A 21,573-nucleotide genomic window follows, 5' to 3' on the forward strand; every position below is an offset into this window, starting at 1 on the left:
ATCAAGTGTGGCCTGGTATCCAGGACAGGTTTTTACCTCCGGATTTAATGATTTTCTCAGCCAACTCAGTAAATGACTTTGCGATCAATGTGCTCTCATCCGCCGTCGGGTAGCTATCCCAAAACGAGTCGTAGCAATAGCCAAATTGCGGGCCGGGTGTCAGGTCAATTGAAATTATTTGATCTTCACATTTAACCAGTGCATACCAGTTAGCCGAGTCTGGGTCCTCCAGGTCTTCGTTCATGACGACAAAGTCGGAACGTTCAAGCTCCGGCGCCTGAATCGTGAAGCTGTACTTTGCCTTGGGATAGAAAACAGCACTGCTGTAATACTTATAGAAGTCTGCCAAGTCATCGGGGACGAGGTTACTAGGCAACCCAGTAGAAGGTGCTGTCGTGCAGTCAGCGTTTTCTACCAAATCAACAATTTTAATCAGGCTCATCTTCCGCATCCCGTACGCAGGTAGTTTTTTATTTCCTCGTTTTTTTATGTCCTGTGTACTCAGGTGAATTGAACTAGGAAATAGCCGCCCAGATCCCCTTCTTTCAGCTTTTTCGCTCGATTATCGGCGAACACATAACCGATACCTCCACCGAATATTCCCTCGTGACTAGGGCTGATTTTTGCAATATCGGCGTCGGTTAGCTGGGCCAAGAAATAGTAGCGAGGACTTTCATACAAAGGGTCTTGCAACCATGCGGGGCGCCCAAGAGCCTTGCTAATACCCGCGCCACTGTCCAGGTCTTCGAGTTCTTCCTCCATTTGTTCGGGAGTGAGCGGTTGCTGGGCAATGTACGTTCGCGGAATCGGATCAACTAACGTAGCAGGTGTGAGTTCGGAAGTCGCGAGTGCGTGAAGCAGAACTTGGCTATGGCCAAGTTGAAGTTTCTCCATCTCGCTTTGTTGATGGACAGTCAACTTGCGTACAGATGATCGTGTGTACGTTTCGTCAGTTCGCTCAACGGAGACGAACACCGTAAGCGCCATTCCGGCGGGTATGAATGGGACGTCCAAGAACGTTGAGGTTATCGTAATCACCGGCAGCATAAGCTGACCGGTTTGCGGGTCTTTAGGCCACAGCTCAAGGTCTGTAAGCCACGCACCTCCGCCTATTTGTCCAAGGTTATGGTCTTGCTCTGAGAGAATAATTTGATTGATACCCATAGCCCGTGATCCTTTAGAAACAACCTTTTCGTTTGGCGAATGACGCGGCAGAGCGCCTCGCCGTCCTGGCTTGTTGTTGCGTGATGATGCCGGTTTTGACCAGTGAGTTGTGTATGGCTTGGGACATGAGACGAATCTCCAGCTTCCCGCGCTTCAGCATCTGATTGGGTCCCATCCCACGAGCGCGCCGCAAACGATTCTCCTCGGCATGCACCATGTCGTGATGCTCTGGAGAAAGGGCAATGGACGGGTTGCCTTTGTAACGCCGACCTTTGGCGATACCTTTTTCTTCCAGAAATTTATTGCGGACAATCTCGTGTGCTTCCAGTCCATCATTCTTGTGGGCCTTTGCACCGTAACCTGCCACTTCGCCTTCTTTGAGCAGGCCAAGCGGATCGATCCACCCGGAGGTATTGGGTGCGTATTGGTAAAGGTTATAGCCACCCGCCAACCCAATCGGATCCGGCGTCGTAAACCGTCCTACATCCGGATCATAAAACCGAAACGTGTTGTAGTGCAGCCCAACCTCTCGATCCAGGTATTGCCCCTGAAACCGTAGATTCTGCTCTTCGATAAAGTACGGTTCACGCACTTCTTCCGTCGTATTCCCCCATACCCTATACCGCGCCTGCCACACCGTCTTCCCATCGACTTCAGTCAGTTGCTCCGGCAACCCGTTCAGATCGTTGTGGTAGTAGCGCACGCTCTGATGCTCGCCCGTCCCGTCCACCCGGGCCAGCGGCGCATAGCTGTCTTCTTCATAGATGTAGAGGCTGGTCTGGCTATGTCGATGCTCCTGCAACAGGCGCAAACCCTCCCAATCAAAGCGGGTTTCACCCAGCGGGTAGCCATGATGGTCGTGTTCAGTCTTGGCGATGCGCCGGCCAAGCGGGTCATAGGTCATTTTCACGACCGTTTCCCGTCCGTCCTTCTGGCTGCGCACTTCAATCAACCGGTGCTCTGCGTCGTAGGCGAAATGTTGCAAACCACGTGCAGCGCTGCGCTTTTCGATCACTCGACCAAAACCGTCATAACGGTAGCGCTTGTCCTGATAAGTCAGCAGCTTGTTATGCACGACCAGCCCTGCACTGGATGGCGGCCCGTCCAGCAAGTTGGCGGTGGCGTCGTAGGCGAAGGTTTCCTGCCGGCCTTGAGCGTTGTCCTGGCTGGCGATGATGCGACCGGTCGCGTCGTAGTGCAGCAGTTGACGCTGGTCCCGATGCTTGTCGCGGTCACGCTCCAGACGGCCGATCAGGTTGTCGGCCGGGTCATAGTCGAAGTGTTTTTGCTGGGCTGCCGGCAGCTGCGTGGGCTGGCCACTGGGGCGGCGTATACGTGAGCGCAGGCGGCCGCTGCGGTCATATTCACTGCGCGTGGTGATCTGGCCTTGGGTACGCAGGACTTCACGGTGTAGGCGGTCGCGCTCGAAGTCGCTGATGACGCGGCCGTCGAGGTTGATCTGGTGCAGGTGGCCACTGCCGTAGTACAGGCGGTTGAGCCAACGGCCGTCGGGCAACTGCGTCTGAATCAGGTTGCCGAGCTCATCGTAGTGGTAGTTCAGGCTGCCGGCGGCGCTTTGTTCGATGAGCAGTTGGCCGCGCGCGTCGTAGGTGAAGGCCAGTGCCTGGATGATTTCGTCATTGCCGATGAAGGTGACAGCGGTGAGTTGGTCCAGCGGGTCATAGGCGTATTCGGTGCGACCATCATCGGTTTGCTTCAACAGCAAGCGTCCCACTGCATCTCGTGCGAGTCGATGCACAATTGAAGGCTCAGGTGTCTGCCCGGTGGGCACGTACTCAACGGCGGCTACGTTATCCAGAAGATCATAGGCATAAAGTAGGGCGCTGCCGTCGAGGTCTTGTTGCTCAACGAGGCGATCGCCCTGATCCCAGGCGAAACGGTAGCTTTCGGCGTTTTCATTGGTCAGGGTTTGCAACCGGCCATAGGCGTCGTAGCGGAACTCAATCTGCCTGCCGTGGGCATCTATTCGTTGGCGCACTTGCCCGCGGCGGCCGTATTGGTAGCGGGTGGTGTGACCCGCTGCATCGGTATAGCCGATCAACAGACCGCTGGTGTCGCGCAGGTACTGTTCGATGCGGCCGTCTGGCATTTCGGTTTGCAGTAGGCGGCCTTGGTTGTCGTGTTGATAACGCTGCCGCTCACCCAAGGCGTCGATGACTACCTGCAAATGGCCCTGGCGATCGTACTCAAACGCTGTGGGGTACCCCGAACAATCAACATGCTGAATTAACTGTCCGGCTTCATTCCAACGCAGGGTTTTGCTTTTGCCCGTGGCGTCGATGATCTCCACCACCTGTCCAAACGTATCGTAGCGATACCGTGTGACATGTCCCAAGGGGTCGATTTCACTGACGCAATTGCCCCGCTGGTCGTACTGAAATTGCCATGCTTGGCCTGCCGCGTCGGTCTCCACCAACGGTAGTGACCAATGCTCCAGCCACAACGTGGATTCGATCCGCCCCAACGGATCCTGAGTGCTGCACAGGTTGCCGGATTCATCGTAGCCGAACTGCCATTTACCGCCTTGAGGATCAGTCGCACCGAGCAACTGACGCTCATCGTTCCACTCGAATTGCCAAGCCTTTCCCAGATTGTCGGTGTATTCGGTGATCTGGTACTGCGGGTTCCAGCGGCGCGTGCTTACGCGTTGCAAGCCGTCCGTAATCTGGGTCAAACCAGCCGACAGGTCATAGTCGAACCGATACTCGTCACCTTCGTCGGTCCAGTGCCGTACTACACGCCATTCGCTATCTTCGACATATTCCCACTGGTAGTAGCACCGTAGCCCTGCGGGCAACTGGTGCTCGACCATGCGCTGGCCGGCGTCATAGGCGAAGCGTCGTTGCACATTTGCGGCGGCGTCGCGAACTTCGGCCAGGTCGCCGCGAATGTCGTAGGCATAGCTGACGAGGGTTTCCCGACTGTGATCCGGGTAAACGCGATCGACTTGCTCTACCCGCGCCGGCCATTGTTGGCTGTAGCTCAGCTCGACGCGCACATGATCGAAAGTATCTCGCAAACGGCTCAGCCGACCCTGGGCGTCATAGTCGAGAAAAATGCGGTTGTCATTGCGATCCCCTAACTGGCTGAGGCGCAAGTGCGAAGGGGCGCCTTGCGTTGGCTCGAACAGTCGATAGAGCCCATCAACGCTTTCAATCAGTAGTTGGCCATTGGTATTGCGCCGCACGCTCAAGCCTTCACCTGCGCTGAACACAGCACCACCGAGCGGGATCACGCCCATATCGATCTGGCGCGCTTGCTCATCGGTATAAACCAGTCGCTCGCCACCTTCGGGGTGTGCGCCAATCTCGACAAACACTTCGTAGATCACGCTCCAGCTGGCGCCGAACAAACCATTTCTGCGCTCGTCTCGACTGCTGTAGTAGCGCTGCCATTCGATGGGGAGCAAGCCGGGCAGGGCGAAGTCCAGGTCGTCCTCGCCATCCAATATTTTTGCGCCCGTGGAGCTATGCACCGGGTTGGGCGAGCCGACCACTGCAGAGGTAATTGCATTGGTAACCTGGCTGGTGCCCCACGACACCAGCCCGCCTACCACCATGCACGGCAGCTTGCTGAAGAACTTCGAACCACCGCCGCGCAGCATCAACAGTGCCGTTACCGCCAGACCGACACCCGGCGTCTTGCCGCTGCGAATCTCGCGGACCACCACCGGGCTACCACCTATGCGCACGTTGCTGGATATCACCCCAGACTCGACAATCGATGCGTCGCAGGTGCTGCGGTCGCCACTACGCGCAGCCGGCTGACCGTTGATAGTGACCTTGCTGGAGCCTTCGGCAATAAACTGCGGCGGCATCGGCGGATGCTTAGTGCAGACCACGATATCCAGCGGTTTGGGCACTGCACCTGGCGCAGGCACTGCCACCGTGGGGCGCCACATCTGCGAGAAAAAACCCTTGGCCATGTCCAGGTAACTGGCTTCTTCGGGGCTGCCACCTTCGGCGGGTTGTGAACTAACCGGGCCGATAGCGCCTGCGGCACGTGCAGAAGGTATGCCGTTGGTGAAAGTGTTGTGGGAGCCGGTGGCGATGGTTGCCATCACCACCGGCGGGAATAACGCATTGCCTATCCAGTCACAAACTTTTGTCAGTCCCTTGTCAGCCCCCGTCTTGCTCATGCCTATGCCGACGATGATGCCCACCACCGCGCCCAGTACGAAGCAGCCCAGCCCGCCGGTTACGACCGTAATTCCGGTGGCGGCCACAATCGCAGCAGTGGCAACGGCCGTAATAGCGATATTGGCCGCAATTTCCAGCACACCGCCCAAGATGTCGGCCATCGCCGAGGTATGCAGCAGGCCGTCACCTAGACGTGCCGCCCAGAGTGCGTCAGACATGGAATAGTGGCTTCAAGACTTGGGATTCAGCAGCAGCGTGCTTTTGATGGTTGCCCAATGGGCGCGTTCAGCATCGCCCAGGGGTTGGGCTTTGACATAACTCAGGGCGAGCATCTGCCGAGTGCCGGGTATCACAAGCGCTAACTGGTATTGATGGATACGCTCGGTGCCCTTGCTGAACTGGTTATGCACTTCGATAGCTTCTATGTCCTGCGCCGCGCCTACACGAAGTACCTGCGCCGGTTGGTAGCGCAAGTCCTGCACCTGCTTCTCTAGCTTCGTCAGTTGCTCTTCGAAATTACTTTGCAGCGTCTCACCATCTCCTAGAAGGCTACGGCTGACGATCAGCGAAGTACCCAGAGCGGCGAACTTCAGGATATTGATGGAAGCATCCTGAACGTCATCGCTGGGCAGCGTGAATTGCAGTTCATTGAGTTGATAGGTCATGAAACAGAATCTCGTTATTGGCCGGAAGGTGGCTTGGGAAACATGGAATTGACGGCCGCGTCGATTTCGCCCTTGATCCCTTGGCCCATGGGCGTGGTGCCGCCTTTGCCACCAATGTTCAAATGCAGATTGCCCCCGGTGTTGATCTCGGAGCTGCCTTCGGAATACACATTGATCTGCACGCCTGTGAGGTTAATCTGCCCGCTTGCATTGAGCTCCAGGACGCTCTTGCCACAGACCAGGCGCAGGTTTTCGCCCACCTCAATCAAGTAGCTTTTGCTGATGGCGTCGGTCTTGCTTAACCCCACCATGAGCATGTCGTCATGCTTGACTGCACGCACGCGGTCGTTGCCGACTTTTACCACCTCATCGTGGCCGATAGTCTTATTACGGTCATGCCCCACCGAGTGGCTTTCATCCACCTCCACCACGATGTCCTGGTTACGCTCGGCATGGATGTACAGCTGCTCCAGGCCCTTCTTGTCTTCCATACGGATTTCATTGAAGTTGGCCGGCGTGCCGCCCTTGCTCGAGCGGCTTTTCATGCCGCTCTGGGTCGCGTTTTCCGGCAGGTCGTAGGGTACCGTCTGCTCGGCGTTGTAGACGCGTCCGGTAATGATCGGCCGGTCCGGGTCACCTTCCAGAAAGCTCACAATCACTTCCTGGCCGATCCTTGGGATCTGCATCGAGCCCCAATTCTTGCCGGCCCAGGATTGCGACACACGAATCCAGCACGAGCTGTTTTCGTTGGATTGGTCGTGGCGGTCCCAGTAGAAATGCACCTTCACGCGACCGTACTGGTCGGTCCAGATTTCTTCGCCTTTGGGGCCGACCACCAGCGCGGTTTGCGGGCCCTTGACGATTGGGCGGTGGGTGTTGGCCAGTGGCCGGAAGCTTTGTTGCGCGTCGATGCAGGTCAGGCTGCTTTCGAACTGTGCAGACCCCGATCCGCCGCCGCTTTCCAGGCTTTCCTGGACGATGTAGTAACGGCAGCCGACGATCAGGTATTCGCGGTTCTGGTCCTGGCGGCTGAAGCCGGTAAGGCTGAACAGGTGACCCGAACCCAGGCCGCGGGCATTGCCGCTGAACTCGATCTGCTCATGCAGGGTTTGCAGGGCTTCGATCCGGGTGCGGGCGTAGTGTTCGCCGTCTGCGCTTTGCACGTAGGTGCCGGGATAGTCATACAACGGGTAGTCGCCGGCGGTGTGCGGGCGCGGCATTGCCGAGCGCACGTCGATGCTGGCGCTGGGGCGCTGGAAGTCGTAGTCGTTGAGCTCCAGCGAGCCCGGTTGTACTTCCTGCGCCAGGTGCCAGTTGTGCATATGGTCGCGTTCGCGCTGCTGCTCGTCCTTGGGGTAGTACGGGATCGACGCGTAGCCGGGCACCGTGGCGTGGGCGCCGTAGGCGTCGGCCAGCACCAGCACGTGGCGATCCTGTTCGTGGCGGAAGAAGTAGTAGATGCCTTCCTGTTCCATCAGGCGGCTGACGAAATCGAAACTGGTCTCGCGGTACTGCACGCAGTATTCCCACTCGCGGTACGGCCGGCTCAGGGCGTCCTCGAAGTCGGAAAAACCCAGGTCGCGAAACACCTGCTTGATGATCTGCGGGATGCTCAGGTTCTGGAAAATCCGGCAGTCCGAAGTGCGGCTCAGCAGCCACAGCCATGGGCGCAACGTCACCTGGTAGCTGGCGAACTGGCCCTGGTCGATATTCTGGCTGCAGCGCGCGACGATGCCGTGAAAGTGTCGCTCGCCACCGTCCGCCAACTGCAGGCCGACGCTCATCGGCTTGCCCAGCAACTGGTTGAGGTCGATGTTGGCGTCCAGCGAGGTCAGTTGCAGCTCGTAGTTGAACAACCGGCCCAACTCTTCACCGCCGCCCATTTCATTGAGCAGCAGCACATCCGGCCCGAGGGGGCTGGTGATCTTGGCCAGGCGTGTGGCTTGGTTGAATAGCATCGGTTAACCCGTAAATGACTTAATAACTGAAGAAACCGAATCCAATGTGGGAGTTGCCTTGTGTGGGAGCAGGCAAGCCAGCTCCCACACATGGCAACTCCCACAGTTTTTATCGCATTCCGTCAGGTCAATCGTTGAAGTCGTAGTGCAATTCGTTATCCCGCGTGCTGATACGCACGCCCGCCAGCGCCTTGCCTTCGAGCATGCGCGTGAGGAATTCACGGCTCATGTCCGGCAGCAGGCTGTTGGTCAGAATGGTGTCGATCATGCGCCCGCCGCTTTCGGTTTCGGTGCAGCGTGAGACGATCAGGTCGACCACCGCATCGTCGTAGTCGAAGGCGACCTTGTGGGTGCTCTCCACGCGCTTCTTGATGCGGTCCAGTTGCAGGCGAGTGATCGCCTTGAGCATCGTGTCGCTCAGCGGGTAGTAAGGAATGGTCACCAGGCGGCCGAGCAGCGCCGGCGGGAAAATCTCCAGCAACGGCTGGCGCAGGGCCTTGGCGATTTCTTCCGGCTCGGGCGTGTTCGCAGGGTCTTTGCAGACATGCGAAATCAGCTCGGTGCCGGCGTTGGTGGTCAGCAGGATCAGGGTGTTCTTGAAGTCGATCACCCGGCCTTCGCCGTCTTCCATCACGCCCTTGTCGAACACCTGGAAGAAGATCTCGTGCACGTCCGGGTGGGCTTTTTCCACCTCGTCCAGCAGCACCACGCTGTAGGGTTTGCGCCGCACTGCTTCGGTCAGCACGCCGCCTTCGCCGTAGCCGATGTAGCCCGGTGGCGCGCCCTTGAGGGTCGACACCGTGTGGGCTTCCTGGAACTCGCTCATGTTGATGGTGATCACGTTCTGCTCGCCGCCGTACATGGCTTCGGCCAGGGCCAGGGCGGTTTCGGTCTTGCCCACGCCCGACGTGCCGGCGAGCATGAACACGCCAATCGGCTTGCTCGGGTTGTCGAGGCCGGCGCGGGAGGTCTGGATGCGCTTGGCGATCATCTGCAACGCGTGGTCCTGGCCAATGATGCGCTTCTTCAGGTGCTGGTCGAGGTTGAGCACGGTCTCCAGCTCATTGCGCGCCATACGGCCCACCGGGATGCCGGTCCAGTCGGCGACCACCGAGGCCACGGCCTGGTAATCCACGGTCGGCAGGATCAACGGGGTTTCGCCTTGCAGGGCTGTGAGGCGCTGTTGCAGGTCGACCAATTGGGCGCGCAGCTCATCGTTGCCGCTGTCCACCACGCCGGCTTTTTCACGCAAGGTTGCGCGGGTCGCCAGCAGTTCGTCGACCAAGGTTTTCTCTTCGGCCCAGCGGCTTTCCAAGGTGGCCAGGCGTTCACGCTCGGCACTCAGCAAGGCTTCGCTGTTGGCCTGGCGTGTACCGATGGCGATGCCGATCGCGTGTTCGCGGGCGATGATCTGCAACTCGGTTTCCAGCGCTTCGATGCGGCGGCGGCTGTCATCGACTTCAGCCGGCACGGCATGCAGGCTGATGGCGACACGGGCGCAGGCGGTGTCCAGCAAACTCACGGATTTGTCCGGCAGCTGGCGCGCAGGAATGTAGCGGTGCGACAACTTCACCGAGGCTTCCAGGGCTTCGTCGAGAATCTGCACCTGATGGTGTTTTTCCATGGTCGAGGCCACGCCACGCATCATCAGCAGTGCCTTGTCTTCTGACGGCTCGGCCACTTGCACGACCTGGAAACGCCGGGTCAGCGCCGGGTCCTTCTCGATGTGCTTTTTGTACTCGGCCCACGTCGTCGCGGCCACGGTACGCAAGGTGCCACGGGCGAGGGCGGGCTTGAGCAGGTTGGCCGCGTCACCGGTGCCGGCGGCGCCACCGGCACCTACCAGCGTGTGGGCTTCGTCGATGAAGAGGATGATCGGCTTGGGCGAAGCCTGGACGTCTTCGATGACCTGGCGCAGGCGCTGTTCGAACTCGCCTTTCATGCTCGCGCCGGCTTGCAGCAGGCCCACGTCGAGGCTGCGCAGTTCCATGTCTTTGAGCGCAGGCGGCACATCGCCGGCGACGATGCGCAGGGCGAAACCTTCGACCACGGCGGTCTTGCCCACCCCGGCTTCACCGGTGAGGATCGGGTTGTTCTGGCGCCGACGCATCAGGATATCCACCAACTGGCGGATCTCTTCGTCACGGCCCACGATCGGGTCGAGCTTGCCGCTGCGGGCCTGTTCGGTGAGGTCGACGGTGAAGCGCTTGAGGGCTTCCTGCTTGCCCATCGCACTCGGCGCCATCGCGCCGCTGGCTTCGCCTGGTACCGCACCGGCATTGAAACCGTCGCTGGCGCTCAAGGCGTTTTCGGGCGAGTCGCCGACGTATTCGTCAAAACGTTCGCTCAGGGCTTCGGCCTTGATCTTGTCGAACTCCGAAGACAAGCCCAGCAACGCGTGGCGCAGGCTCGGGGTCTTGAGAATACCGAGCACCAGGTAACCGGTGCGCACCTGGCTTTCGCCGAACATCAGGCTGCCGTAGACCCAGCCGCGTTCTACGGCCTCTTCGACGTGGGATGACAGGTCAGTGATCGAAGTCGAGCCGCGCGGCAGGCGGTCCAGGGCTTCGGTCAGGTCGCGGGCCAGGCGTGCCGGCTCGACGTTGAACTGGCGAATGATGCGGTGCAGGTCCGAGTCCTGCAGCTGCAGCAACTGGTGAAACCAGTGGGCCAGTTCCACGTACGGGTTGCCCCGCAGTTTGCAGAACACGGTGGCGGCTTCGATGGCCTTGTAGGCCACGCTGTTGAGTTTGCCGAACAGTGCGGCGCGACTGATTTCACCCATGCTCTGGATTCCTTGAGGTGGTGGCGTGATCGGCGTAGTGCCGGGCCAGGATTAGGTCGTTGGCGTCTTGTGCAGGTTTGCCGAGCCAGGTGTTGAAGCCCAGGCGGAACTGGCCGTTGAGTTGCAGCGTCGGCACTTCGGGTTGTTGCAAAACCAGGTTCAGGTCCCAGTCCAATTCATGGCCCAGGTACTCGGCCACCCACGCCACCAGCTCATTGAACGGCTGGCTGCCGGGCAGCATGCCCATGTAGTCATCGAGCTTGAGCGGGCCGAGGCGGATGCGAAATTTATGCTGGCGGTCCCACACGTGGCTGCCCAGGCAAAAGTCCACGCCCAGTTGATTGGCGCTCACGCTGACGCGGCTGCGCTCGGGCAGTTCCAGCCATTGACCGACGTATTCCTCGATCTCCACGGGCAGGCCGAAGTACTCGCCGAGGATCGCCTTCAAACCGTCCGGGTAGCGGGTTTGCGCCGACAGGTGACCGCTGTAGTGCAGCTTCGCGGTGTCCGGAATCAGGCCCTGGTTGAGCAGGCTCGGCATGCCGCGGCCACTCAAGGCCGCCAGGCGTGCGGACCAGTAGTCGTCGTCCGGACGGTCGTGGCTGACGGTCGGCCGCGCCTCGGCCCAGGCCCGGTAGAACAGGCTCAGCAGGCGGTGGTGGAAAATATCCAGGAACTGTTTGCTGGTGCTGTCGGCGTTGTTGCGCTGACGCTCGCGCACGTACTCGGTGATGTGCAGCGGCAACGGGCCGTTGGGGCCGCCGAGGCCGAAGAAGAACTGCTCCAGCCGCGCCGGCTTGCCGTCGCCACCCGGATCGACCGAGGCCAGGGTCGCCGGGGCGAAGGTGCAGTCGGCCTGTTGCCCGAGGCGCAGCGGGTCATCCGCCAGGCGCAGGGAATGGCCCAGGCGTGGCAGCTCCGGCGATTCGCACTCGATACGCCGCAATGCCTGGAAAAAATCGTATTCCCAGGGCTCCTGATGCATCGCATCCAGTGTATTCACAGGGTCGGACGCCGCCCGGGCTTGGCTTTCCATCGCATGATCTCGCCGCGTTCGGTGGTACGGATCACCGTCTCGGTAAAACTGTTGATCGACACGTAGCGTGCCAGGAAGCGCTCCAGCACTGCACCGAGCAGGAACACGCCAGTGCCGCGAAACGCGTTTTCATCGAATTCCAAGGTGATTTCCAGGCCGCGACCAAACACGATCGGGCCGGGCATCGGCAAGCGTCGGGTCACCGCTTTGCTGCTGACTTCGCGCAGGCCTTCGATCTGCAATTGCAGGGCGGCATCGTTGCTGTCGCCGTACAGGCGCAGCAGTTCGCGCAAGGCGCCGGCGCCTTGGCCTTGTTCGCTCAGCGACAGGTAGTTGAGCGACAACTGGCTGATCAGGCGCCAGGCCTTGGCATCATGGGCGTGGCTGGCGCGCGGGCGGCTCGGGCCGGCAACGCAACGCACGGCCAATACCGGGGCGCTGTCGGCCAGGGTGAAGTCGGTCTTGCCGTTGCCCACACTCATGAACAGTGGCAAATCGCGGTTGGTGCACAGCGCGGTCACGCCGAGTTGGCGCAGGTCGTGGCGGTACGGGGCCTGCTGGCTATCGACCAGGCTGACGAAGGTTTCACTGCCCACATACGTGGAGCGCGGGCCGTTGCGGCGCTGATCGCTGGACAGCACGCGCGGCTCGCGGCGCACGGTGTAGTAGGCCTGGTCACGACCATACCGCGACGGATCGCGTACCGCGTAGAACGGCAAAAACGGCTGTTCCGGCCCCGTGCCGTGGCCGGTGATGCCGCTCAACGAATGAATCTCGAAGTCCATCGGCCGGGTGCGGTCGGCGATCACATGGTGTTCGTTGACCCGGTCGGACAAGTGGATGCGGTCCACCCGTTTCGCAAACAGGTTGATGGCCGGCGTGCAGAACGGCATGAACTGCGCGGCGCCGACACTGCCTTCCAGGCTCGGCTCGTGACGGTCGAACAGGACGATCAGCTCCAGTTCCTGGCCGTCGCAGCGTTTGACCGCGCGGCCCAGCTCGGCGAATTCGACGAACAGGAAGCGGTGGGGCAGGGCGAAGTATTCCTGCAGCAGGCGATAGCCCTGGAATGCCCGCGCGACCACGGGCATCGCCGCGTCGGCGTCGTCAAACCCCCGCGAGCGCAACGCGCCTTGAGGCAGGCGTTCGACCCAGTCGCCACCGGGCTTGCGCGCGAACACCGCGCAGGTATTGCCGAGCAATTGCTCGTAGAGACGGAACGGTTGCTCGTCGGCGCCGCTCAGGTACAGCGGCAGGTTATCGAGGTCGAGGCTGTTGAACGGCAATTCGGCGCCGGTGCGCAGGGTCAGGCGCAGGCCGGCCTTGGCTTTCGGCTCGCTGGCGGCCAGGCGGCCGAGCACGGCGGCGGGGTTGCCGAAGTACTCGGCGCCGCTGACTTGCAACGGCCACAACGTCACCGGGTGTGCGGTGCGGTACTCGCAGCAGGTCTGGGTCTCGCGGCCCAGCGCGGCACGCAACACCGTGTCGCGCGGCAGCGGGAAGCCACTGGCCAGGGAGCCTTCATCGGGATCGGTCTGCAATTGCACCACGGTCATCGACGGTGTCGGTGCCAAGTAGTGCGGGTAGGCGATTTCCAGCAGGTTGTGGGTGAAGGTCGGGTACTCGGCGTCGAGCTTGAGCTGTACGCGGGCCGTCAGGTAGGCAAAACCTTCGAGCAGGCGTTCGACGTACGGGTCGGCGCAGTCCATGCCGGACAGGGTCAGCCGACTGGCGATCTTCGGGTATTCCTTGGCGAACTCGGCGGCGCTTTCGCGCACGTGGTGCAGTTCCTGGTTGTACAGCTCCAGCAGGCGCGGGTTCATGGGCGCCTCCGCTGGTCGGCATTCACCACGCGTACGTGGCCAGACTCCAGGTCGAGGTCGGTTTGCAGCAGCAGGCGCAACGGCACCGGTTGTGCCCACAGGTCGCCTTCGATCTCGAAACTCAGCGCGTTGTGGTTCATCTCGCCATGGCCGACGCGGGCTTTGACCCGCAAGGTGTGGCGCAGGATACGCGGCTCAAACATGGCGATGGCCTGGTAGATCAGGGCTTCCAGGGCCTTGATATCGACGCTGGACACACTGTTGCCCGCCAGTGCCGGCAGGCCGTAGTTGACCACCGAAGTACCGGCCGGGGTGTGCAGGGTGGCATCGGAATCCAGCAACGACGTGGTGTTGAGCAGCCACGCCAGGTCGCGCAGAACCGAGGCTTTCAATTGGGTCAGGGACAGCACGCGTTTGTCGGCGCTTTCCTTGGGATTGGTCGGGTCGTCGTCGGTCAACCGATCCAGCAGGGACGGTTGCAGACGGTCGCGGGAAGCGATTTCAGTTACCACCAAAGCAGCTCCACGGACGGGTTGCGAGAGGAACACAAAGCCTTGGGCCGTGGCGCCGGGCCACGGCCACAAGGGCTATCAGCGCTTGGTGTTGGAACGGATGTTCCAGCCAAACTTGATCGCGCCGCCGTCTTTGGTGCCGTCGGCTTTCTGCGGCTGGTAGTCGACCATCACTTGGGCGAAGTTCAGGGTGACGTTTTCGGTCAGGCGGTCATCGGTGCCCGAACCGCCGGTGCTCAGCGAGGTGACCAGCACTTCTTCCAGGTTGATCACCATGTACTCGACCTGGCTCTCGCCACCGGCCTTGCGCACGGTCAGCTTGACCTTGTCGATGTGCTTGCCGCTGGCGCAGTGCATCATCAGGTTCGGCGACGCCTTGTCGACGTACTTGGTCAGCGACAGGTCCTGGATATTCACCTTGCCCGCACCGCCGCCACCGCCCACGTGCATGTTGCCGGACTGGGCCATGCCCCAGCTCCAGTTCAGCACGTCGATTTCGTCCTTGTGGGCCTTGTCCATGGACTCGCCCTTGATGTCGCCGATCTTGATGAAAATATCAACAGCCATGTTTTCTCCCTGTGTGGCGTGCGCCACTCGATTTGGTTTGTGTGGGAGCCCGCTTGTGTGGGAGCGGGCTTGCTCGCGAAAGCGGTGTATCAGCCTGAGATGTTTCGACTGACCCACCGTATTCGCGAGCAAGCCCGCTCCCACACAAGCCCGGCTCCTACAGAAGAGCTAGCTCATCCGATGTTTAGGCGCTTTTCGCCGAAGGCAGCTTCGATACCAGGCGCAGCGACACGGTCAGCCCTTCGAGCTGGTAGTGCGGGCGCAGGTAGAACTTGGAGTTGTAGTACCCCGGGTTGCCTTCGACGTCTTCCACGATCACTTCGGCAGCCGCCAACGGGTGCTGGGCCTTGGTGGTCTCGGTGGAGTGCGCCGGGTCGCCGTCGACGTAGTTGAGGATCCAGTCCTGCAACCAGCGCTGCATCTCGTCCTTCTCTTTGAAGGAGCCGATCTTGTCGCGCACGATGCACTTCAAGTAGTGGGCGAAACGGCAGGTGGCGAACAGGTACGGCAGGCGTGCGGCCAGGTTGGCGTTGGCGGTGGCGTCCGGGTCGTCGTATTCGGCCGGTTTCTGCAGCGACTGCGCGCCAATGAATGCGGCGAAGTCGGTGTTTTTCTTGTGCAGCAGCGGCATGAAACCGTTCTTCGCCAGTTCCGCTTCGCGGCGGTCGCTGATGGCGATTTCGGTCGGGCACTTCATGTCCACGCCACCGTCATCGGTCGGGAACGTGTGGGCCGGCAGGTTTTCCACTTCACCGCCGGACTCCACGCCACGGATGCGCGAGCACCAGCCGTAGTGCTTGAACGAACGGTTGATGTTCACGGCCATCGCGTAGGCGGCGTTGGCCCAGGTGTATTTGGAGCTGTCGGCGCCGTCGGTGTTTTCTTCGAAGGCGAAGGCTTCCACCGGGTCGGTCTTGGCGCCATACGGCAGGCGCGCCAGGAAGCGCGGCATGGTCAGGCCGATGTAGCGCGAGTCTTCCGATTCACGCAGCGAGCGCCAGCCGGCGTATTCCGGGGTGGTGAAGATCTTGGTCAGGTCGCGCGGGTTCGACAGTTCCTGCCACGAGCCCATGCCCATCACGGTCGGCGACGCTGCAGCGATGAACGGCGAGTGCATGGCGGCGCAGACTTTCGACAGCTCGCCCAGCAGCTCGACGTCCGGTGGCGACTGGTCGAAGTAGTAGTCGCCGACCAGGCAACCGTACGGTTCGCCGCCGAACTGGCCGTATTCTTCTTCGTACATCTTCTTGAAGATCGGGCTCTGGTCCCAGGCAGTGCCCTTGAATTTCTTCAGGGTCTTGTGCAGGTCCGGCTTGGAGATGTTGAGCACGCGGATCTTGAGCTGCTCATCGCTCTCGGTGTTGTTGACCAGGTAGTGCAGGCCACGCCAGGCGCTTTCCAGCTGCTGGAAATCCTGGTGGTGGATGATCTGGTTGACCTGGGCGGTGAGCTTGGCGTCGATGGCGGCGATGATCGATTCGATCGACTTGATCGCGTCATTGGACACCAGGTCGGTTTGCGCCAGGGCCTGCTCGGCCAGGGTGCGCACGGCGGTTTCCACGGCTTCGCGGGCACGCTCGGTCTTGGGCTTGAATTCTTGCAGCAGCAGGTTCGCGAACTCGCTGGCTTCTTCGGTAGCCCCCAGGATCTGGGAGCCTTCGCGGGCGGTATTGTCCGTCATGATTATTGGTCCCCTGCAGGCTTGGGTGCGCTGGCAAGTGCCTGGAGCAATGCCGGGTCCTTGATCGCCTTCATGATGATTTCTTCAGCGCCAGTCTTGCCGTCCATGTAGGTCAGCAGGTTGGCCAGCTGGGTACGGGCTTCGAGCAGCTGGTTCAGCGAATCGACCTTGCGGGCCACGGCCGCCGGGCTGAAGTCGTCCATGCTTTCGAAGGTGATGTCCAGGCTCAGGTTGCCTTCGCCGGTCAGCTCGTTGGGGACGTGGAATGCCACGCGCGGCTGCATGGCCTTGAGGCGCGAGTCGAAATTGTCGACATCGACTTCAAGGAACTTGCGGTCGGCCACGGGCGCCAGAGGCTCGGCTGGCTTGCCGGCGAGGTCGGCCATCACGCCCATCACGAAGGGCAGCTGGACCTTTTTCTCGGCGCCGTAGAGCTCGACGTCGTACTCGATCTGCACTCGAGGCGCGCGGTTGCGCGCGATGAATTTCTGAGAACTTTGCTTCGCCACGTTGCTGCTCCTGGTCGCTTGAGCGACGGTGTTGTTACTGCACGCTCGGGCGGCTTACTCGCCGTCCGGACCGCGCAGGTTTTCAAATTGGGACATGCCGTCGGGAATCAGGTTGCGCACGATGGCCGCGAAGTCGGCGTGCACCAGATTCTTGGCCCGGTTCAACAACACCGGCAGCGGGCTCGAAGGCTCGTGCCGGGTGTAGTACGCAAGGATTTTGTCGAGGCTGCGCAGCACGTCATCGCGGCTGGCGATGTCGCCAGTGGGGCGCGGTGCTGCGGGGGCTGCGGCGAAGTCGACCGAGGGGGCATTGTCGTCACTGACGGCCTCGGGTTCGCTGCGGGTGTCGCTGTTCGGTACGAATTGGTTGAGGATTTGCAGGGCCTGCTTGAGCGGTTGCTTCAACAGGCTGAGGTCGACGCCCTGGGCCGAACCGACCTGATCGCTGACCTGTTGTTCGATGGCTTCGCAAGCGGCGCGCGCGGCGCCCAGGGCATCGCGGGTGGCCTGTAATTGCTCGGGGTCGCTGTCCAGGAACGCGGCGTTGAGTTGCTGCGCGCCGAGCTGCTCATCGGGGAAATTCATCAGGCCGCTGGCGTTCAGCGCGGCCCGCAGGCTGACCGGGCCGAAGGTGCGCGAGCGGGTGAGAATGCTTTCGCGCAGCAGGCGAATGGTCGCGTCGCTGGTCAGGCCGGACAGTGCGTTGATGCGAACCGTGGGGTCGTTATCGTCGTCGGCATCCAGGCGCGGGTGCAGGTCGGCCCAGTATTCGCGCAGCAGCACGTTGATCAGCGTGAGCACTTCTGCGAGCCCGGCCACGCCTTGCAGGGCGAGCGAGCTTTGCAACAGGAAATGGGTGATTCGCAGGTCCTTGCTGCGCTGCAACAAGTCGAGGCTTTGCTGCTGGATGCTGCGCCATTCCGGCGGTTCAGCGGGCAAAATCGAATCGCCCATGCTGCGCTCGGGTTGGCCCTTGGCATCACGCTCCAGTTGGAGAAAGTCCGCGTCATATTCCATGTCTTCGCCACACGGCGAAGTTGCGGAAACGGCGGTGAGCAGCAACGGCACATCCACTGAAATTGATCTCCCTATCAGCCCGTTAGATGGCGGGCAATGCATGCATTAGTTGCGCGAGGAACTTTGCATGTTTTCTTGGTCATATAAGCAAGATGCCACTAATGTGCCATCACTGGTATTCAAGAAGTTGTGCATTTTTGGTGTAGTACTTAGGGCTTGTCAAGGTAAGCTATTCGCCCTCTGTGACAGATGTGCGGTGCTTAACAACCTGCACGACTGGTGGGTCGAACGGCGTACCCGGACAGGATTTTTGTCATGGAGCCCAGTTAAGATCAGCGATCATGCTGGTATCGGCAGGTTGTGGACGGTCGATTGCACGACCAGATGGGGATCTCCCGGGAACCGCTCGGCCCGGGAATCGACTGCGCGCGAAGTATCAGCAAGGAGGCAAGATGTCGCTGTGTTTGACTATCACTAGTTATCACAAGATCACCCCTGGGCAATGCTCGGAAAAGTCCATGAATCAGGGCTCGATGGCTATCGGCCGCAGCGCGGACAATGACTGGGTGTTGCCTGACCCTGAGCGGCTGGTGTCTTCACAACACTGCGTTATTCAATACAAAGAAGGCCGTTATTATTTAACCGATAACAGCACCAATGGCGTGGAGTTGGTCAACGCCGGTATTCGGATGCGCCGGGGTAACAGCGAACCCCTGCAAAATGGCGAGTTGATCCGCATCGGCGATTACGAGATCCAGGCGCGTATCGACTTCAACGTGCAGGCCGTCGACAGCCAGCCGTTTGCCGGGGATTCACCGAACAGTTTTGAAGCGCTGATGGGCGCCGTGGTGAGCACCCCCACGCCGACGCCGGTGATTGCGCCGCAGTTCCAAGGGGCGTCGTCGATGGACACGCTGCCGGACCTGTTCGACTTCCTCAGCCCCACTGCCGTACCGCCCCCGACGGTACCGGACCACGTGCCGTCCGAGCAGCATGACTTCCGCCCCCCGACCCCTGTGGTCGTTGAGAAACCCGTGGTGCCGAGTTCGGTCATTCCCGAAGACTGGGACCTGTTTGGCGACACGCCCGCACCGGTCGTCAGCGCACCGCCACCTCCGCCGTCACCGCCGCCTGCGCCCATTACCCCGCCGCCGCCCGTGGTCGAGCCCGTGCTCCCCGTGGCCGACAGCCAACAGCCGGATCTGTTGCAGGCCTTCCTGCGCGGTGCCGGCCTGGACCAGTTGCGCCTCGACCGGGCCGATGCCTGCGCGCAGATGGAAAGTATCGGCCGCAGCTACCGGCTGATGGTCGAAGGCTTGATCGATGTGCTGCGCGCTCGCGCCAGTCTCAAGGGTGAGTTCCGCATGCAGCAGACGATGATCCAGCCCGCTGAAAACAATCCGTTGAAATTCGCACCGAATGCCGACGAAGCGTTACTGCTGCTGCTTCGCCATGGCAACCAGGCGTTTATGGCACCCGATGCTGCCGTGCGCGACAGTTTCGACGACTTGCGCGCCCACCAGTTGGCGGTGATGGCCGGTGTGGAAGCAGCGATCAAACACCTGCTCGGGCGTTTCGAGCCGGCGCAGCTGGAAGAGCGCATGGGCAAGCCCGGCGGGCTCTCGAGTCTTTTCAACGGCTCGCGCCAGGCCCAGTACTGGCAGCAGTTCACCGAGCTCTACAGCAACATTTCCCGCGAGGCCCAGGAAGACTTCCAGGACCTGTTCGGCCGCGAATTCAGCCGAGCCTATGAGGAACACAGCGCACGCCAGCGTCGCTGACCCGCAACACATGGATTAACGGATAGCTAAGTACGTCATTGAGGACGCAGGATGATTCCCAGGTTTTTATTCGCAGTCGCCACACTGCTTCTGCTGACGGCGTGTGCCAAGGATGCCGCCAAACCCGACGCCGCCACCGAGGCGCCAGCGGACACCGCCGCCGTCGAGCTGCACTTTCACGCGATTGCCGGGCTCAACCCCGGCGCCAACGGCCAGGCCGCCCCGGTACGGGTGCGCATCTTCGAACTGAAAAACGCCGCCACCTTCGCGCGCTCCGATTACTTCGCCCTGGCTGACCGCGCGCAATCCACCCTCGGCCTGGACCTGCTGGACCAGGATGAAGTCATGGTGCAGCCCGGCGAGCAACTGAGCATCCAGCGCGACCTCGACCCGTCCACGCGCCAGATCGGGCTATTGGTCGGCTATCGCGAGTTGGACCGCGCGCAGTGGCGCACGGTGATCAACGTGCCAGCGCGCCAATACACCGAATACCAGATCAGCCTCGATGTGCGCGCGGTGCGCGCCGACGTCGTGGTTGCCCCATCCAGCCCTGCCCAATAACGCAATCGGAGCCCCCATGTCCTGGAACAATCGCGTGGTCTGGTCGGAAGGCATGTTCATCGGAACGCAGCACTTCCAGCAGCATGACCGTTACCTGGAAAACCTGATCGACGCCCGCAGCCGCCCGTTGTCCGTGGGCGCCTGGGGGTTCTCCGAGCTGCTGATCGACCAGGGCCTGCTGGCCCAGGGCAAGCTGGCGATCGTCTCGGCGCGCGGCCTGTTGCCCGACGGCACGCCGTTCAACATCCCCCAGGATGACCTGGCGCCAAGCCCGCTGAATATCGATGACTCCCTGCGCGACGGCCTGGTGTACCTGGCCTTGCCGCTCAAGCGTGCGGGCGCCCGTGACACCGTCGATGACGGCGAAGACTTGGGCGCTGCGCGCTATGTGAGCCAGGTGCGCGAAGTGCGCGACGACAACGCGCCGTTCGAGAACCGCGCGCCGGTAGCCGTCGGTTCGCGCGCCTTGCGTCTGTTGACCGCGCAGGATGGCATCAGCGACTACGCCGCCATCGGCCTGGTGCGCATCAAGGAAAAACGCGCCGACCGCGCACTCGTGCTCGATGACAGCTACATCCCGCCAGTCCTCGATGTGGCCGCGAGCAAACCGCTGACCGCGTTTCGCAGCGAACTGCTCGGCCTGCTGCACCAGCGTGGCGAAGCCCTGGCTGGCCGCGTGGTCGCCTCGGGCGCGGGAGGCGCCTCGGAGATTGCCGATTTCATGCTGCTGCAACTGGTCAACCGGGCGCAGCCGCTGCTCCAGCATTTCAGCCAATTGAGCCCGCTGCACCCGGAGCGCTTCTTCAGCGAACTGGTGAGCCTGGCCGGTGAGTTCTCGACCTTTTCCACTGCCGGCCGACGTCCGCAGGAATACCCGCAGTACCAGCACGACGACCTGGCCCTGAGCTTCGCTCCGGTGATGGCAGCCCTGCGTGAGGCCCTGTCGATGCTGATCGACAGCAAGGCCACGCCGATCCCGATCGTCGAGAAAGCCTATGGCGTCCACGTGGCGATGCTGGCGGACAAAACCCTGCTCGACAGCGCCAGTTTCATCCTCGTGGTGCGCGCCGATGTGCCGGGCGAAACCCTGCGCGGGCGCTTCGGCCAGCAGAGCAAGGTCGGCTCGGTGGAGCACATCCGCGACCTGGTCAACCTGCAACTGCCGGGCATCGGCCTGCTGCCGCTGCCGGTGGCGCCGCGCCAGATCCCGTACCACGCAGGCTCCACTTATTACGAGCTGGACCGTGGCAGCGAGCACTGGCAGCAGCTGAGCAACTCCGGTGGTTTTGCCTTCCATATCGCCGGGCAATTCCCGGGCTTGAACCTGGCCTTCTGGGCGATCCGAGGATAATCC

General features: G+C 61.3%; 16 protein-coding genes. 3 read left to right on the forward strand and 13 right to left on the reverse strand.

Annotated features, from left to right (window positions below; translation table 11 throughout):
• Position 1 precedes the first annotated feature (1 nt).
• The 13 genes from AC07SI_RS11455 to tssA all read right to left on the reverse strand — a co-directional run bounded on the left by AC07SI_RS11455 (position 2) and on the right by tssA (position 17,934).
• Entirely contained in the window at positions 2–442 is a 441-nt protein-coding gene (locus tag AC07SI_RS11455) for a hypothetical protein (RefSeq protein ID WP_495005752.1), read from the reverse strand.
• 59 nt (positions 443–501) lie between these two features.
• Positions 502–1,164, reverse strand: a complete 663-nt coding sequence (locus tag AC07SI_RS11460; RefSeq protein WP_495005753.1) for a hypothetical protein — start codon at positions 1,162–1,164, stop codon at positions 502–504.
• 13 nt (positions 1,165–1,177) lie between these two features.
• Positions 1,178–5,542: an RHS repeat-associated core domain-containing protein gene (locus tag AC07SI_RS11465; protein ID WP_495005754.1), complete on the reverse strand. Its 4,365-nt coding sequence runs from the start codon at positions 5,540–5,542 to the stop codon at positions 1,178–1,180.
• Between the two features lie 12 nt (positions 5,543–5,554).
• Positions 5,555–5,989 (reverse strand): DcrB-related protein, encoded by a 435-nt coding sequence (locus AC07SI_RS11470; protein WP_495005755.1) that lies wholly within the window; start codon positions 5,987–5,989, stop codon positions 5,555–5,557.
• 14 nt (positions 5,990–6,003) lie between these two features.
• Entirely contained in the window at positions 6,004–7,947 is a 1,944-nt protein-coding gene (locus tag AC07SI_RS11475) for a type VI secretion system Vgr family protein (RefSeq protein WP_495005756.1), read from the reverse strand.
• Between the two features lie 127 nt (positions 7,948–8,074).
• The gene (tssH, locus tag AC07SI_RS11480) at positions 8,075–10,732 is read right to left on the reverse strand and encodes a type VI secretion system ATPase TssH (protein WP_495005757.1); all 2,658 of its coding nucleotides are present in this window, start codon (positions 10,730–10,732) and stop codon (positions 8,075–8,077) included.
• Entirely contained in the window at positions 10,725–11,768 is a 1,044-nt protein-coding gene (tssG, locus tag AC07SI_RS11485) for a type VI secretion system baseplate subunit TssG (protein WP_065902535.1), read from the reverse strand. Before tssG ends, tssH begins: the two co-directional genes overlap by 8 nt.
• A complete protein-coding gene (gene tssF / locus AC07SI_RS11490; protein ID WP_495005758.1) occupies positions 11,732–13,591 on the reverse strand; it encodes a type VI secretion system baseplate subunit TssF in 1,860 nt (619 codons plus the stop codon). Before tssF ends, tssG begins: the two co-directional genes overlap by 37 nt.
• Positions 13,588–14,103, reverse strand: a complete 516-nt coding sequence (tssE, locus tag AC07SI_RS11495) for a type VI secretion system baseplate subunit TssE (RefSeq protein ID WP_495005759.1) — start codon at positions 14,101–14,103, stop codon at positions 13,588–13,590. The genes tssF and tssE overlap by 4 nt, the downstream gene beginning before the upstream one ends.
• A gap of 78 nt (positions 14,104–14,181) precedes the next feature.
• Complete coding sequence (locus tag AC07SI_RS11500) at positions 14,182–14,670, reverse strand: Hcp family type VI secretion system effector (RefSeq protein ID WP_005792512.1); 489 nt, start codon at positions 14,668–14,670, stop codon at positions 14,182–14,184.
• A gap of 184 nt (positions 14,671–14,854) precedes the next feature.
• The gene (gene tssC / locus AC07SI_RS11505; RefSeq protein WP_032884437.1) at positions 14,855–16,351 is read right to left on the reverse strand and encodes a type VI secretion system contractile sheath large subunit; all 1,497 of its coding nucleotides are present in this window, start codon (positions 16,349–16,351) and stop codon (positions 14,855–14,857) included.
• A 2-nt stretch (positions 16,352–16,353) separates the two neighbouring features.
• Positions 16,354–16,860, reverse strand: coding sequence for a type VI secretion system contractile sheath small subunit (gene tssB / locus AC07SI_RS11510; protein ID WP_010207547.1), 507 nt, complete (start codon positions 16,858–16,860; stop codon positions 16,354–16,356).
• A 54-nt stretch (positions 16,861–16,914) separates the two neighbouring features.
• On the reverse strand, positions 16,915–17,934 hold the full coding sequence (tssA, locus tag AC07SI_RS11515; RefSeq protein ID WP_495005760.1) for a type VI secretion system protein TssA: 1,020 nt from the start codon (positions 17,932–17,934) through the stop codon (positions 16,915–16,917).
• 395 nt (positions 17,935–18,329) lie between these two features.
• Here tssA and tagH point away from each other — a divergent pair, with 395 nt between their 5' ends.
• Genes tagH through tssK form a run of 3 tightly spaced genes read left to right on the forward strand, consistent with a single transcriptional unit; the run spans position 18,330 to position 21,570 of the window.
• A complete protein-coding gene (gene tagH, locus AC07SI_RS11520) occupies positions 18,330–19,658 on the forward strand; it encodes a type VI secretion system-associated FHA domain protein TagH (protein WP_495005761.1) in 1,329 nt (442 codons plus the stop codon).
• 51 nt (positions 19,659–19,709) lie between these two features.
• The gene (tssJ, locus tag AC07SI_RS11525; protein WP_213551336.1) at positions 19,710–20,219 is read left to right on the forward strand and encodes a type VI secretion system lipoprotein TssJ; all 510 of its coding nucleotides are present in this window, start codon (positions 19,710–19,712) and stop codon (positions 20,217–20,219) included.
• A 16-nt stretch (positions 20,220–20,235) separates the two neighbouring features.
• Entirely contained in the window at positions 20,236–21,570 is a 1,335-nt protein-coding gene (tssK, locus tag AC07SI_RS11530) for a type VI secretion system baseplate subunit TssK (protein ID WP_106802281.1), read from the forward strand.
• The last annotated feature ends 3 nt before the right edge of the window (positions 21,571–21,573 follow it).

The sequence above is a fragment of the Pseudomonas sp. GW821-FHT05D12 genome, from assembly GCF_059419825.1.

Coding starts and splice junctions, on each gene's coding strand:
- AC07SI_RS11455 (WP_495005752.1), bottom strand. CDS start 442: ATGAGCCTGATTAAAATTGTTGATTTGGTAGAAAACGCTGACTGCACG.
- AC07SI_RS11460 (WP_495005753.1), bottom strand. CDS start 1,164: ATGGGTATCAATCAAATTATTCTCTCAGAGCAAGACCATAACCTTGGA.
- AC07SI_RS11465 (WP_495005754.1), bottom strand. CDS start 5,542: ATGTCTGACGCACTCTGGGCGGCACGTCTAGGTGACGGCCTGCTGCAT.
- AC07SI_RS11470 (WP_495005755.1), bottom strand. CDS start 5,989: ATGACCTATCAACTCAATGAACTGCAATTCACGCTGCCCAGCGATGAC.
- AC07SI_RS11475 (WP_495005756.1), bottom strand. CDS start 7,947: ATGCTATTCAACCAAGCCACACGCCTGGCCAAGATCACCAGCCCCCTC.
- tssH (WP_495005757.1), bottom strand. CDS start 10,732: ATGGGTGAAATCAGTCGCGCCGCACTGTTCGGCAAACTCAACAGCGTG.
- tssG (WP_065902535.1), bottom strand. CDS start 11,768: ATGGAAAGCCAAGCCCGGGCGGCGTCCGACCCTGTGAATACACTGGAT.
- tssF (WP_495005758.1), bottom strand. CDS start 13,591: ATGAACCCGCGCCTGCTGGAGCTGTACAACCAGGAACTGCACCACGTG.
- AC07SI_RS11500 (WP_005792512.1), bottom strand. CDS start 14,670: ATGGCTGTTGATATTTTCATCAAGATCGGCGACATCAAGGGCGAGTCC.
- tssC (WP_032884437.1), bottom strand. CDS start 16,351: ATGACGGACAATACCGCCCGCGAAGGCTCCCAGATCCTGGGGGCTACC.
- tagH (WP_495005761.1), top strand. CDS start 18,330: ATGTCGCTGTGTTTGACTATCACTAGTTATCACAAGATCACCCCTGGG.
- tssJ (WP_213551336.1), top strand. CDS start 19,710: ATGATTCCCAGGTTTTTATTCGCAGTCGCCACACTGCTTCTGCTGACG.
- tssK (WP_106802281.1), top strand. CDS start 20,236: ATGTCCTGGAACAATCGCGTGGTCTGGTCGGAAGGCATGTTCATCGGA.